This is a genomic window from Kitasatospora sp. NPDC096204 (assembly GCF_044763205.1).
Classification (GTDB): domain Bacteria; phylum Actinomycetota; class Actinomycetes; order Streptomycetales; family Streptomycetaceae; genus Kitasatospora.
Window position 1 is genome coordinate 41,944 of record NZ_JBIWFT010000018.1, and the last position, 11,673, is coordinate 53,616.

Genomic DNA, 11,673 nt, shown 5'->3' on the forward strand with positions numbered 1-11,673 from the left:
TGGCCGGTGATATCACCCCAGGTGTCACCTATTTCACATCTGGTGATCGTGCGGACTTTCCGTGACGAGCCTACCGGGACGGGATTCGAAGGCGAGGGCCGCCCCCCGGGTGGAGGCCGGAGAGCCGGCTCCGGGGGCGGGCCGGCCCGGCGGTCAGGAGATCGGCCGTGAGCGGATCATCGGCTCGCCCTTGGCCAGCTCGACCGGGTGGGCCGCGGCGGTCGGGTCGGCCGCGGGGACCGTCGGCGGGTGCTCCGGGCGGGGCGGCACGGCGGCGGCCCCGGTATGGGTGTCCCGGTGCGGCAGCAGGGCGATCACCGCGTCCCGCAGCGGGGCCGGGGCTTCGTCGTCCAGCGGGTCGACGGTGGCGGGCACCTGGAGCCGGACGGGGGCGCCGTTGCCGATCCGGGCGTAGCCGCGGCCGATCGGGGCGTGGGCGGCGGGTGCGATGTCCAGTGGCGCGCCCAGCGCGTCGTGCGCCTCGTCGGGGCCGGCCGGGCCGAGCACCACCCGGGCCCGGGTGGTGGCGCGGACGGTGGCGGTGATCCGGTCCCTGGCGTCGAGGTCGTCGGCGACCACCACGGTGACCCGGGCGGCCCGGCCGTGCCGCAGCGGGAGCTCCAGGAGCTCCTGCGGGTCGGGGTGGCCCTCGGCCCGGGCGAGCTCGCTCAGCTCGGTCGGGTGGTCCAGCAGCAGCCACAGCGGCCGGGTGACGTCCTCGGGCGGGGCGCTGCCCGAGTGCCGGGCGGCGTTGAGCGCGGCCAGCCGGCGCTCGGTCTCGCCGACGGCCCAGTCCAGGGCGGCCAGCGCGCCGTGCAGGCTGGTCTCCACGGTGTACACACCGGGCCGGTTCACCAGGCAGGCGTGCTCGCCGGTGCCCGCGCCGTCGACCACCACCAGGTCGGCGTACGGCAGGGCCTGGAGCGCGACCGAGCGCAGCAGGCTGGAGGTGCCGTAGCCGGCGACCCCGAGCACCAGCAGGTGCGGCTCGGAGGAGCGCGGGCCGGTGCGCCAGACCACCGGCGGCTGCTGGACGGTCGCGCCGCCCCGGGTGACCGGGATGGTCCGGGCGGTGCCGTCCTCGTCCGTGAAGCCCAGCACGATCTCGCCGGGCGCGGCCACGAAGCGCTGGGCGGCGATGTCGGCGGGCAGCGGGGCGAGCGCGGCGATCCGCAGCCGGTTGGACTCCTCGTCCCAGTCGAAGCGGTACTCGCGGGCCCGGCCGGCCTTCCCCTGGACCACCTGCTCGATCCGGGCCCGGGCGGTCGGCTCGGTGTCGGTGAAGTAGGCCGGGTAGCTCATGTCCAGCCGGGCGAGCCGGCCCTCGCCGTCGAACTCCCACGCGCTGAAGGCGTTCTTGTGGCTGCCCGCGAAGTGGTACAGCGGGTTGGCGTCCTCGGGGCCGCACAGGTACGGGGTGAGCGCCGCGTAGAGGGCCGCGAGCTTGACGTCGGCGACGTCCGGTGCGGGCGGCGCGGGCGCCGCCCTGGGGCCCCGGCCGGCCCAGGCGGCGCTGGCCATCAGGGCGATCAGGGCGAACAGCAGGCCGTGCGGCAGCAGGTAGACGCCGATCAGCAGGGCGGCGGTCAGGAACAGCGTCGGGCCGCGGCGCTCCTTCGGGGTGTCCTGCCAGCGGGCCTTGGCCCAGTCGACGTGGTGGCGCAGGCCGCGGCCGATGACGGAGAGCGGGGCGAACATGTCGGAGGCGTGGTCCCCGGCGGTCCGGGCCATCGCGCGGCCCTTGCTGAAGTTGCGGTGGAGCGGCATTCCTTGACTCCCCGGGCGGTGGGACGGGAGGGGTGGCGAGGGTGGGGAACGACGGGGCCCGGGGCGGTGGGATCCGCGCCCGGGCCGGGAGGGGAAAGGGCTAGAACCTGATGCCGCTGAGCAGGCTGGCGAGGCTGGCGCCGCCCGCGGTGATGCTCGGCGCGATCGAGGAGCCGGCGATGTAGAAGCCGAAGAGGGCGCAGACGATGGCGTGGGAGACCTTTAGTCCGTCTCTGCGGAAGAAGAGAAAGGCGATGGTGCCGAACAGGACGATGCCGGAAATCGAGAGGATCACGTTCCGCTCCTCAGGAAGGGGGACAAGCGGGGGTGTCACGGAAAGTGCACCAATCGTGACAAAAAGTAATAGATGATGGAACGGTGCAAATGGGTGGTTCTGCCGTTCAATACCGTTCCGACGACCGGGTGGCGGTATGCGAACCGGCCGGGGTGGGGGCCGGGCGTCGCGGGGATTCGGTGTGCCGAGGCATTCCCGGGCGGCGGGTGGGAAGTTTCCGGGGGGTCCGGGAAGTTCGCTCGAATGGCTGCGCAACGCGCGCGGCCGCGTGTCGTGGCGGTCGCGGGCCTTCATCCGGATTCCGGATGCCCGCTGGTCCGCTCCGGCGCCGGCCGTTACCGTGCCCTGGGCGCAGCCCCGAACCGCCCGACGACCCGACCGGAAAGGCCGCCCGTCATGACCGACGCCGCCAGCCAGCAGCCCGCCGACGCCCCCGACGCCGAGGTGATCGCGCTCGCCGGGAAGCTCTTCGACGCCGCCCGGGCCGGGGAGACCGACACCCTGTCCGCCTACCTGGACGCCGGCGCCCCGGCCGATCTGACCAACGGCCGCGGCGACACCCTGCTCATGCTCGCCGCCTACCACGGCCACGCCGCCACCGTGGCGGAGCTGCTCCGGCACGGCGCCGACCCGAACCGCGCCAACGACCACGGCCAGACCCCGCTGGCCGGCGCCGTCTTCAAGGGCGCCACGGACGTGCTCGACGTCCTGCTGGCCAGCGGCGCCGACCCGCGGGCCGGCGCCCCGAGCGCCGTGGACACCGCGCGGATGTTCGGCAAGGACGACCTGGTCGCCCGATTCGAGGTCGGCTGAGTGGGGACCGTAGGCTCTTCGACCATGAGCACCAGCACCACCCGGGACATCGGCACCGTCGAGTTCCGCATCACCGGCTACGCCCACCCCGACGCCCAGGCCCTGTCGGCGGAGGTGCAGCAGGAGTACGTGCGCCGCTACGGCGACCCGGACCAGACCGTCATGCGCCCCGAGGACTTCGAGGCGCCGGCCGGGCTGTTCATGACCGCCTACCTGGACGGCCGCCCGGTCGCCTGCGGCGGCTGGCGGGCCAAGCAGGCCGGCCCGGACGACCTGCGCGACGGTGACGCCGAGGTGAAGCGGATGTTCGTGATCCCCGAGGCCCGCGGCCGCGGCCTGGCCCGCGCGGTGCTGCGTCGCCTGGAGCGGACCGCGATCGAGGCCGGGCGGGTCCGCTTCATCCTGGAGACCGGCACCGAGCAGCCCGAGGCCGTCGCGCTCTACCAGTCCGAGGGCTACGCCGCGATCCGGAAGTTCGGCATCTACAAGGACCACCCGCAGAGCATCTGCCTCGGCAAGGAGCTGACTCCGGCGGTCTGAGTCCCCGCCGCACGGGGAAGGCTTCCGTCGGCCCGGGCCGAGAAGGGGGACGGATGAGTCAGCGAGCACCTGGACCCGAGGCGCCCGGAGCGGACCGGCTCCCCGGCCTGGCCGCGCCCGGCGGGGAGCTGGACCGGCTGGTCGGGGACGGCGCCCGCACCGTCGGGGCGGGCGCCGTCTGGGCCGTCGGCGACGCCGGCGGCACGCTCGGCGGGGGTGCTCACGGGGTGCTCGGGCAGGGCCCGTACGCGCGGCTGCGGCCCGGGCCGGACACGCTGTACGACCTCGCCAGCCTCACCAAGGTCGTCGCGCTCTGGCCCTGCGCCGGGGTGCTGTGGCAGTCCGGCCGGCTCCCGCTGGACGAACCGCTCGGCCACTGGTGGCCACCGGCCGCCGGGCGCCCCACCGGGGCCGTGACGGCCCGTCAGCTCCTCGCCCACACCGCGGGAATGCTTCCGTACACCCGCTTCGAGCAGCTCTACGGGCGGGAGTACGCGGCGATCCGGGCCGGGGTCCTCGCCGCGCCGCTGCACCGCACGCCGGGCACGGTCGTCGAGTACACCGACCGGGCCGCCGTCCTGCTCACCCACCTGGTGGAGGACCTCGGCGGCGCGCCGCTGGACGAGCTCGCCGCGCGCCTGGCCTGGGTGCCGCTCGGCATGGCCGACACCCGCTACGGCCCGCTCGACGCGACGCTCACCGCCCGGACCGCGCCCACCGAGTACGAGGAGGCGGTCGGCGCCCCCCTGTGCGGCGTCGTCCACGACCCCTCCGCCCGGCTGCTCGGCGGGGTCTCCGGCAACGCCGGGGCCTTCTCCACCGCCCGCGACCTCGCCCGCTTCCTCACCGCGGTGCTCGCCCCGCCGCCCGGGCTCCGCTGGGGCGGGGCGTGGATCGACGAGTCGCTGCGCGAGCAGACCGGCGGCCTGCTCCCCGCCCGCGGCCTGTCCTGGCTGTACGCCCCCGGCACCGACCCGGCCGAGGGCACCTTCGTCCACTACGGCTTCACCGGCACCGGCTTCTGGGTCTCCCGGCGGCTCGGCCGCTGGGCCCTGCTGCTCACCAACAAGGTGCACTACGACCGGGACATCGAGCGGCTCACCGAACTGCGCAACGCCTTCCGGCGGGCCGTCTTCGGCTGACGCGCGGCAGAGACGGGCGGCAGAGACGGGCGGCAGAGGCAAGCCGGCGGCACTCATTCGGGTGGATCCGGGGCGAACCGCCGTTTCGTGGAAGGGGATTGCGGCAGATTGTCCCCGAGGGCGGCGGTCGGCGGAGGAGGCGCGATGACGGACACCTGGGCACTCTCGGAGCAGGAGTGGCTCGCCGGGCTGGTGCGCGCCTACGTCGGGTGCAGCGTGCTGCTCACCGACGAGGCGGGCAAGGTCCTGCTGCTGAAGGCCAGTTACCGAGACCAGTGGCAGTTCCCCGGTGGCGGGATGGACCCGGGGGAGGGGCCCGCCGAGTGCGCGGCCCGCGAACTGTACGAGGAGACGGGGCTGTTGGCCGGTCCGCTGCGGCTGCTCGTCGTGGAGTGGCGCGACGCGATCCCCGACCAGGGCGAACACGCCCACCCCGCCGTGCAGTTCATGTTCGACGGCGGAACGGTCGCGGCCGGCACGGTGATCCGGGCCCAGGCCGACGAGATCGCCGACCACGGGTACTTCACCCCGGCCCAGGCGGCCGTCCTGCTGCAGCCCGGTGCGGCGCGCCGGCTCACCGGGGCCCTGGAGGCCCGGCGGACCGGCGCCGCCGCGCTGCTGCACTCGCACGGGTACGTCGGGTGAGGGCCGGTCAGAGGAGGGTGCTCCAGTAGTACCAGAACCGGTTGAGGATCAGCAGCGCGATCACCGCCGCCCACAGCACCGGCAGCGCCCAGTGGTATCGGGCCGCCTCCCGGACGGCCGCCCGCAGCCCCGGGCCCACCGGAATCACGCCCGAGCGCAGGTTGTGCAGCGTGGTGTACCAGAACAGCACGACCACCGTCGCCCACACCACCATGCAGTACGGGCAGAGCGCGCCGATGTCGTACAGCGCCTGGTAGATCAGCCAGTGCGCGAACACCACGCCCACCGCGGTGCCCGCGTTCAGCCCCAGCCAGAACCAGCGCCGGTACGCGGCACCGGCGAGCAGCCCCGCGCCGATCGCCGCCAGCGCGCCGAAGGCGGCCAGCCCGAGCAGCGGGTTCGGGAAGCCGAAGACCTCCGCCTGCTCGGTGCGCATCACCGAACCGCAACTGATGATCGGGTTGATGTTGCAGTTGGGGACGTAGGAGGGGTTCTCCAGGAGACGGAGCTTGTCGAAGGTCAGGACGGCCGAGGCGGCCAGCCCGACCAGCCCGCCGAGGAACAGCAGGAAGGCGTAGGCCCGGCCGGCGGCGACCGGGGCCCGGCCGGTGTCGTCGGGGGTGGAGCGGGGCGGGTGCACGGTGGTAGCGGCGGACATGGCAGCACACTCCGGTGACTGGCTGGGAGGAGCCGGCCCGGCCGGGAGTTCGGCCGGGCCGGGTGGTGCCGTACGTGCGGGGCCGCGGCCTACTGGAGGCCGGCGGCCTGCTTCACCTGCGCGGTGAACTGCTCGGGCGAGACCGAGGCGTTGCCGGCGAACAGGTTGATCTGCTTGCCGTCGACCTTGACGGTCGGCGTGCCGGTCACCCCGCTGTCGTTGAACGCGTCGGAGACCTTGGCCGCCCACGGGGCGTAGGTCCGGTCGGTGACCGCCTTCACGAAGGCGTCCGTCTTCAGGCCCGGCACCTGGCCGGCCAGGTCCAGGATGTGGTTGACGTCGCCGAAGCCGTCCTCACGCTCGTCCGGCTGGTTGGCGTACAGCACGTCGTGGAACGCCTTGAACTGGTCCACGCCCTCGTTCAGAGCGGCGCCGACGGCGGCCAGCGCGGTGCGCGAGCCCTTGCCGCCGAGGTTCTTGTCCAGGAAGGCCGCCAGGTGGAAGTTCACCTTGATCTGGCCGTCCTCGGTGAGCTTCTTGACGGTCTCGCCGTTCGCCGCCTCGAAGTGCTTGCAGACCGGGCAGCGGAAGTCCTCGTAGATCTCCATGGTGTGCGGGGCGTCCGCCTTGCCGTAGGTGATCACCGTGCCGTTCGGGCCGGAGGCGTTGGCGGGCACGACCAGCGGAGCCGAGGCGGCCGCGGAGGACTTGTCGTTCTTGTCCGAGGCCGAGCCGATCGCGACGGCCACACCGCCCGCGAGGGCCAGGACGACGACGGCGGAGACCGTCACCACGATCCGCTGACGGCGCTTGGCGGCCTGCTTCTCGCGGCGCTGCGCCTCCTGGATCCGCTCACGGGCACTGACGCGCTTCTTGTTCTTGTCCTGCGACATGGGGAAGTCAACTCCTGTACGCGGCGCGCGGGTGCGCGCGGGGAGCCGCACCGGGTGCGGCGGGGTCGGTGAACGCGGGAGTCGTGCGCACTGCCTGCGGGCGTACCGGGGCCGTCCGGCCGGGTACGGGGGCGATCAGCGGGAAGAGGTGATCAGCAGGCAGGCGCGAAGGCGGGCGGGCCGCGCCGGGGCGCCGGGCTCAGCACCACGTCCTCGCGACGCGGCCGGGCACGGTCCGACTCCGGCAGCGGCACCCGCAGCACCGGACGCACCGGCGCCGGGACCAGCAGGACGACCAGGGCACGCAGCGGGGCGGCCAGCGACTGGCGCAGTGCGCACAGCGCCCGGGCCAGGCCCGACAGGGCGGCGTCGCCCATCCGCAGCCAGGCCGAGGCGGCCAGGGCGATCACCACGTGCACCAGCAGGAGCAGCAGCTGGGTCGCGGCGGGGGCCAGCTGCCCGGCGTGGCCCAGCGGGCCCGCCAGCAGTGAGCCGTCCACCGAACCGCCGCCACAGACCAGCAGGTTCACCCCGCGTGCGGGCACCTGACCGGTCAGCACCGGCGAACAGCCGGCCTGGCCCAGGTTGAACGTGGTGTTGAGCAGCAGCTCGACCGGCACCATCACGCCGGAGATGTGCAGCATCCGCCGCTCCCCGCCGGCCAGCACGGCGGCGACCAGGAAGACGACGGCACCGGCCGAGGCCACCAGCGTCAGCGGCAGCGGGCGGCCCGTGATGACGACCTGGCCCAGCGCGGCCATGGGCACGGCGAGCGCGGTGAACACCGCGGCCCGCAGGGCCCTGGTCGTGGGGGAGGAGGTCGTCACGCTCCGGAGTATGTCATGGGGTCCGTGCCCGGCACGAGGGCCCGTAGGTCCCTGGTGCGGCTGACGCGCGCTCAGTAGCCTGCGAGGTCGGCCGTGAGGTCGGCCGTGAGGCTGCCCACGAGGTCGGCCCCGGGCCACCCGCCGGGTTGCCGCCCGGTCGACAGCGGCCGTCCGCGGATTAGCCTGGAAGACGTTCCCGCTGACCCGACGAGGGGGCGAGCGCGCATGGCGAGACCCGATCCCACGGTGGGGGAGGTGCTGCTGGCCCGCATCAAGGCGCAGACGGCGGAGCTGGCCGGCCTGGACGACGCCGTCCGGGCGGACGAGCCGGACGCCGTGCACCGGATGCGGGTCGCCTGCCGCCGGCTGCGCAGCGCCCTGCGGACCTTCCGACGGCTGTTCACCCCGGGTGCCACCGACGAGCTGGTCGCCGACCTGCGCTGGCTCACCGCCGCCCTCGGCGCGGCGCGGGACCGCGAGGTGCTGGCCGAACGCCTGGCCGCCGAGGCCCGCGAGCTGCCCGCCGACTGCGAGCCGCAGCGGGTCGCCGCCGCGCTGGAGCGGTGGGGCCGGGCCGAGTACCGCGAGGTGTGGCCCGAGGTGGTCGCCGCCCTCGACAGCCCCCGCCGCCGGGCCCTCGGCGAGGCCCTCGCCACCCTGCTCGCCGACCCGCCGCTGCGACCGCGCGCCGCCCGCGGCGCCGTCCCGGAGCTCTCCCGGATCGCCGCCCGCGAGCAGCACCGCACCGCGAAGCGCGTCCGCACCGCCCTCGCCGCCGCCCCCGCGGACCGGGCCGTCGCCCTCCACGAGGCCCGCAAGGCGGCCAAGCGCGCCCGCTACGCCGGCGAGACCGCCGCCGCGGCGATCGGCGCCCGGGCCGAGCGCTACGCGCGGCGGATGAAGGCCGTCCAGGACGTCCTGGGCGAGCACCAGGACGCGGTGGTCGCCGCCGGCACGCTCGCCGACCACGCGGAGGCCGGCGGCGAGCCGTTCGGCTACGGGGTCCTGTACGGCCGCCAGCTGGCCACCCAGGAGGCCGCCCGGCGACGGCTGCCGGACGTCTGGCGGCGGGCGGGCAAGCGCAAGCTGGCCCGGTTCGGCTAGCGCCCGGGCGGCGTGCCCCGCGGCACAGGCGGGCCCCGCAGCACAGGCGTGCCCCGCGGCACAGGCGGGCCTCGCGGTGTCGTGGCCGGTCGGCGCGGGGGCGTACCCGCGGGCTCGGCGGCGGTCGGGGCTACCGGGGGTCGAGCCCGGCCGAGCGGGCCGCCTCGCGCAGCAGGTCGCGGAGCATCGTGGTGGTCAGCCGACCGGTGTTCGTGTTGCGGGGGCTCACGTGGTAGCAGCCGTACATCCGCAGCTCCGGGCCGCCGTCGCGGGCCGGGAAGGTGGCCAGGGCGGCGTGGCCGAAGGCGGGGCGGGGCCGCGGGACCTGCCAGCCGGCGTCCGCGATCACCGGCAGCATCGCCTGCCAGGCGAAGCCGCCGAGGGCGACGACGGTGCGCACGGTGGGGCGCATCAGCTCCAGCTCCCGGCTGATCCAGGGCCGGCAGGTGTCGCGTTCGGCGGTGCTGGGCTTGTTGTCCGGTGGGGCGCAGCGGACCGGGTCGGTGATCCGGACGCCGGACAGCTCCAGTCCGTCGCCGTGGCGGACGGACTCGGGGCGGTTGGCGAACCCGAGCTCGTACAGGGCGGCGTAGAGCAGGTCGCCGGAGGGGTCGCCGGTGAAGATCCGGCCGGTGCGGTTGGCGCCGTGGGCGGCGGGGGCGAGGCCGACCAGGACGAGCGGGGCGTCCGGCGGGCCGAAGCCGGGGACGGGGCGGGCCCAGTAGTCCCAGTCCTGGTAGGCGCGGCGCTTGGTGCGGGCGGTCTCCTCGCGCCACTCGACCAGGCGTGGGCAGGCCCGGCAGCCGGTGACGACGCGGTCCAGTGCGGCGAGCGTGCCGGCCCGGGCGGCCGCCTCGGCGGGGTGCCGGGGGTCGTCGGGGTCGTCGGCGGGGGAGGAGGGCGCGGCCACGGTCGGCATGGACAGGATCCTAGGGTCCCCGGAGGCCGGGGGACGTTCGTTCCGGCTCCGGCCGGGCAGGCGTAGCGTGGAATCAGTTGCTCCGGCGGTCCCCGGCCGGTCCGGGTCGGCGGCGGCCGGACGCGCCCGGTGTGCGCGCAGGCCGCAAGGAGGCCGCGATGATCGTCGATTCGGTGCTGGGCGCCCTCGCGGGGCTCGCCGGGCTGGGGGCGATCTGGGCGAGCCTGAGCATCAGGGTCGTCCAGCAGTTCCAGAAGGGCGTGGTGTTCCGCTTCGGGAAGGTGCGCGACGAGGTGCGCGAGCCCGGGCTGGTCGCGCTGATGCCGATCGCGGACCGGTTGCGCAGGGTGAACGTGCAGATCGTGACGATGCCGATCCCGGCGCAGGAGGGCATCACCCGGGACAACGTGACCGTGCGGGTGGACGCGGTGGTCTACTTCCGGGTGGTGGACCCGGTGAAGGCCACCGTGAACGTGCAGGACTACAACTTCGCGATCTCCCAGGTCGCGCAGACCTCACTGCGCTCGATCATCGGCAAGAGCGAGCTGGACGACCTGCTGGCCAACCGGGAACCGATCAACCAGGGGCTGGAGTTGATGATCGACAGCCCGGCGCTGGGCTGGGGCATCGAGATCGACCGGGTGGAGATCAAGGACGTCGCGCTGCCGGAGTCGATGAAGCGCTCGATCGCCCGGCAGGCGGAGGCCGAGCGGGAGCGGCGGGCCCGGATCATCACCGCGGACGGCGAGTACCAGGCCTCGGAGCGGCTGTCGGAGGCCGCGGCGGTGATGAGCGCGACCCCGACCGCGCTCCAACTGCGGCTGTTGCAGACCGTGGTGGAGGTGGCCGCGGAGAAGAACTCGACGCTGGTGCTGCCCTTCCCGGTGGAGCTGCTGCGCTTCCTGGACAGCGCGACGGAGGTCCAGCAGCGGAACCTGCTCACGGCCGCCGCGGCCGCGGCCGGGGCGAAGGCCGCGGAGGAGGCGGTGGAGAGCGGCGAGGTCCCGGAGGAGGAGCTCGAACCGGACCAGACCCGGCACGAACTCCCGCCGCTGGAGGAGGTGCTGGACCGCTCGCCGCTGAACCGTACGGAGCCGCCGGACGGTCGGGTCGAGCCGGACGAGGCCGGCGGGCCGGGCGGAGAGGGCTGAGTACGCCGCCCGGGCTGGACGGGCGGGACGGCCCCGGTGGCGTCGGCCATCCACCCGGACCACGATGGACGAGGGAAGGGAAGCCAGGTCAGGAGGCGGACCATGACCATAGCCAGTGACATCATGCACCCGGGCGCGGAGTGCATCCGCGAGCACGAGACGCTCGCGGCAGCCGCCCGGATCATGCGGGAACGCCATGTGGGCGCCCTGCCCATCTGCGGGCCGGGCGACAAGCTGGTGGGGATCTTGACCGACCGGGACATCGTGCTGCGCTGCGTCGCCGAGGGCCGGGACCCGGCGTCGGTGACGGCGGGCGAACTGGCGCAGGGGCGGCCGATGACGGTGGAGGCGGACGAGGACTGCGACCAGGTGCTGAGGGTGATGGAGCAGTACCAGGTGCGCCGGCTGCCGGTGATCAACCACCCGGAGCACAAGCTGGTCGGCATGATCAGCGAGGCGGACATCGCGCGCGGTCTGCCGCAGGCGCGGGTCGCCGAGTTCGTGGCGGCGGTCTGCGCGGAGGAGGCGCCCGCGGGGGCGTCCCAGGGGTGACCGCCCGGAGGTGACTGCCCAGGGCTGACCGCCCGGGGCTGACGCCGTCGTGCGCACGTGGGCCGTGGCCCCGCCCCCGCCGGGGCGGGGCCACGGTCGCCAGCGCTACACCGGGTGGACCTTCCTCGTCGCGGCGCTGTCGCTGGCCCTGATGGCCGGCTTCGCCGCGCTCGCCGCGCACTTCGGCCTGGCTGCGGACGCCCGGCCGGTCCAGCTGTCGATCGGCGTGGGCTTCCTGGGGGAGGCTCTGACGGTCGGTCGGCGGGGGCTCTCCTCGGGGATCCCGTTCGCGCCGGAGCGGCGGGACTCGAAGCCGTCACTCGGGGATCGGCTTCGCCGGTAACTTTTGTTGTCAAACTCGGATCTG

The 11,673-nt window shown here is 74.7% G+C and carries 14 protein-coding genes; 8 read left to right on the forward strand and 6 right to left on the reverse strand.

From position 1 onward, the window contains the following. Window positions 1-153: 153 nt before the first annotated feature. Window positions 154-1,767, reverse strand: a complete 1,614-nt coding sequence (locus ACIQ87_RS20905; RefSeq protein WP_402408735.1) for a hypothetical protein — start codon at window positions 1,765-1,767, stop codon at window positions 154-156. Window positions 1,768-1,867: 100 nt separating this feature from the next. Beyond that, window positions 1,868-2,062: a hypothetical protein gene (locus tag ACIQ87_RS20910; protein WP_049660046.1), complete on the reverse strand. Its 195-nt coding sequence runs from the start codon at window positions 2,060-2,062 to the stop codon at window positions 1,868-1,870. Window positions 2,063-2,458: 396 nt separating this feature from the next. Between ACIQ87_RS20910 and ACIQ87_RS20915 the strand changes: the two genes are divergently transcribed. The 4 genes from ACIQ87_RS20915 (at window position 2,459) to ACIQ87_RS20930 (ending at window position 5,202) form a co-directional block, all read left to right on the forward strand. Next, window positions 2,459-2,875, forward strand: coding sequence for an ankyrin repeat domain-containing protein (locus ACIQ87_RS20915; protein WP_402408738.1), 417 nt, complete (start codon window positions 2,459-2,461; stop codon window positions 2,873-2,875). 24 nt (window positions 2,876-2,899) lie between these two features. Next, a complete protein-coding gene (locus ACIQ87_RS20920; protein ID WP_402408740.1) occupies window positions 2,900-3,415 on the forward strand; it encodes a GNAT family N-acetyltransferase in 516 nt (171 codons plus the stop codon). Window positions 3,416-3,468: 53 nt separating this feature from the next. Further along, the gene (locus ACIQ87_RS20925; protein ID WP_402408743.1) at window positions 3,469-4,557 is read left to right on the forward strand and encodes a serine hydrolase domain-containing protein; all 1,089 of its coding nucleotides are present in this window, start codon (window positions 3,469-3,471) and stop codon (window positions 4,555-4,557) included. Between the two features lie 144 nt (window positions 4,558-4,701). Beyond that, a complete protein-coding gene (locus ACIQ87_RS20930) occupies window positions 4,702-5,202 on the forward strand; it encodes an NUDIX domain-containing protein (protein ID WP_402408746.1) in 501 nt (166 codons plus the stop codon). Between the two features lie 7 nt (window positions 5,203-5,209). Here ACIQ87_RS20930 and ACIQ87_RS20935 read toward each other — a convergent pair whose 3' ends face one another. The 3 genes from ACIQ87_RS20935 to ACIQ87_RS20945 all read right to left on the reverse strand — a co-directional run bounded on the left by ACIQ87_RS20935 (window position 5,210) and on the right by ACIQ87_RS20945 (window position 7,580). Further along, window positions 5,210-5,860 carry a vitamin K epoxide reductase family protein gene (locus tag ACIQ87_RS20935; protein WP_402408748.1) on the reverse strand — a complete coding sequence of 217 codons (651 nt, stop codon included), beginning with the start codon at window positions 5,858-5,860 and terminating at the stop codon, window positions 5,210-5,212. Between the two features lie 89 nt (window positions 5,861-5,949). After that, window positions 5,950-6,753, reverse strand: a complete 804-nt coding sequence (locus ACIQ87_RS20940) for a DsbA family protein (RefSeq protein ID WP_392879898.1) — start codon at window positions 6,751-6,753, stop codon at window positions 5,950-5,952. 152 nt (window positions 6,754-6,905) lie between these two features. Beyond that, window positions 6,906-7,580, reverse strand: coding sequence for a hypothetical protein (locus tag ACIQ87_RS20945; protein WP_402408751.1), 675 nt, complete (start codon window positions 7,578-7,580; stop codon window positions 6,906-6,908). A gap of 225 nt (window positions 7,581-7,805) precedes the next feature. On the opposite strand from ACIQ87_RS20945, the gene ACIQ87_RS20950 reads away from it, so the two are divergent. Then, entirely contained in the window at window positions 7,806-8,684 is an 879-nt protein-coding gene (locus ACIQ87_RS20950; protein WP_402408754.1) for a CHAD domain-containing protein, read from the forward strand. A 130-nt stretch (window positions 8,685-8,814) separates the two neighbouring features. Here the strand turns inward: ACIQ87_RS20950 and ACIQ87_RS20955 are convergent, their stop codons facing one another. Further along, the gene (locus ACIQ87_RS20955; RefSeq protein ID WP_402408756.1) at window positions 8,815-9,603 is read right to left on the reverse strand and encodes a uracil-DNA glycosylase; all 789 of its coding nucleotides are present in this window, start codon (window positions 9,601-9,603) and stop codon (window positions 8,815-8,817) included. A 158-nt stretch (window positions 9,604-9,761) separates the two neighbouring features. Here ACIQ87_RS20955 and ACIQ87_RS20960 point away from each other — a divergent pair, with 158 nt between their 5' ends. From ACIQ87_RS20960 to ACIQ87_RS20970, 3 genes are all read left to right on the forward strand, one after another. Next, window positions 9,762-10,754, forward strand: a complete 993-nt coding sequence (locus ACIQ87_RS20960; protein WP_402408759.1) for a slipin family protein — start codon at window positions 9,762-9,764, stop codon at window positions 10,752-10,754. A gap of 102 nt (window positions 10,755-10,856) precedes the next feature. Continuing rightward, window positions 10,857-11,306, forward strand: a complete 450-nt coding sequence (locus tag ACIQ87_RS20965) for a CBS domain-containing protein (RefSeq protein WP_402408762.1) — start codon at window positions 10,857-10,859, stop codon at window positions 11,304-11,306. A 49-nt stretch (window positions 11,307-11,355) separates the two neighbouring features. Next, window positions 11,356-11,649 carry a hypothetical protein gene (locus ACIQ87_RS20970; RefSeq protein ID WP_402408765.1) on the forward strand — a complete coding sequence of 98 codons (294 nt, stop codon included), beginning with the start codon at window positions 11,356-11,358 and terminating at the stop codon, window positions 11,647-11,649. The last annotated feature ends 24 nt before the right edge of the window (window positions 11,650-11,673 follow it).

Bases quoted from the DNA above. Each gene is read 5' to 3' on its own strand.
- ACIQ87_RS20930 (WP_402408746.1), top strand. From the start codon at position 4,702: ATGACGGACACCTGGGCACTCTCGGAGCAGGAGTGGCTCGCCGGGCTG.
- ACIQ87_RS20940 (WP_392879898.1), bottom strand. From the start codon at position 6,753: ATGTCGCAGGACAAGAACAAGAAGCGCGTCAGTGCCCGTGAGCGGATC.
- ACIQ87_RS20920 (WP_402408740.1), top strand. From the start codon at position 2,900: ATGAGCACCAGCACCACCCGGGACATCGGCACCGTCGAGTTCCGCATC.
- ACIQ87_RS20905 (WP_402408735.1), bottom strand. From the start codon at position 1,767: ATGCCGCTCCACCGCAACTTCAGCAAGGGCCGCGCGATGGCCCGGACC.
- ACIQ87_RS20955 (WP_402408756.1), bottom strand. From the start codon at position 9,603: ATGCCGACCGTGGCCGCGCCCTCCTCCCCCGCCGACGACCCCGACGAC.
- ACIQ87_RS20925 (WP_402408743.1), top strand. From the start codon at position 3,469: ATGAGTCAGCGAGCACCTGGACCCGAGGCGCCCGGAGCGGACCGGCTC.
- ACIQ87_RS20950 (WP_402408754.1), top strand. From the start codon at position 7,806: ATGGCGAGACCCGATCCCACGGTGGGGGAGGTGCTGCTGGCCCGCATC.
- ACIQ87_RS20915 (WP_402408738.1), top strand. From the start codon at position 2,459: ATGACCGACGCCGCCAGCCAGCAGCCCGCCGACGCCCCCGACGCCGAG.
- ACIQ87_RS20965 (WP_402408762.1), top strand. From the start codon at position 10,857: ATGACCATAGCCAGTGACATCATGCACCCGGGCGCGGAGTGCATCCGC.
- ACIQ87_RS20935 (WP_402408748.1), bottom strand. From the start codon at position 5,860: ATGTCCGCCGCTACCACCGTGCACCCGCCCCGCTCCACCCCCGACGAC.
- ACIQ87_RS20960 (WP_402408759.1), top strand. From the start codon at position 9,762: ATGATCGTCGATTCGGTGCTGGGCGCCCTCGCGGGGCTCGCCGGGCTG.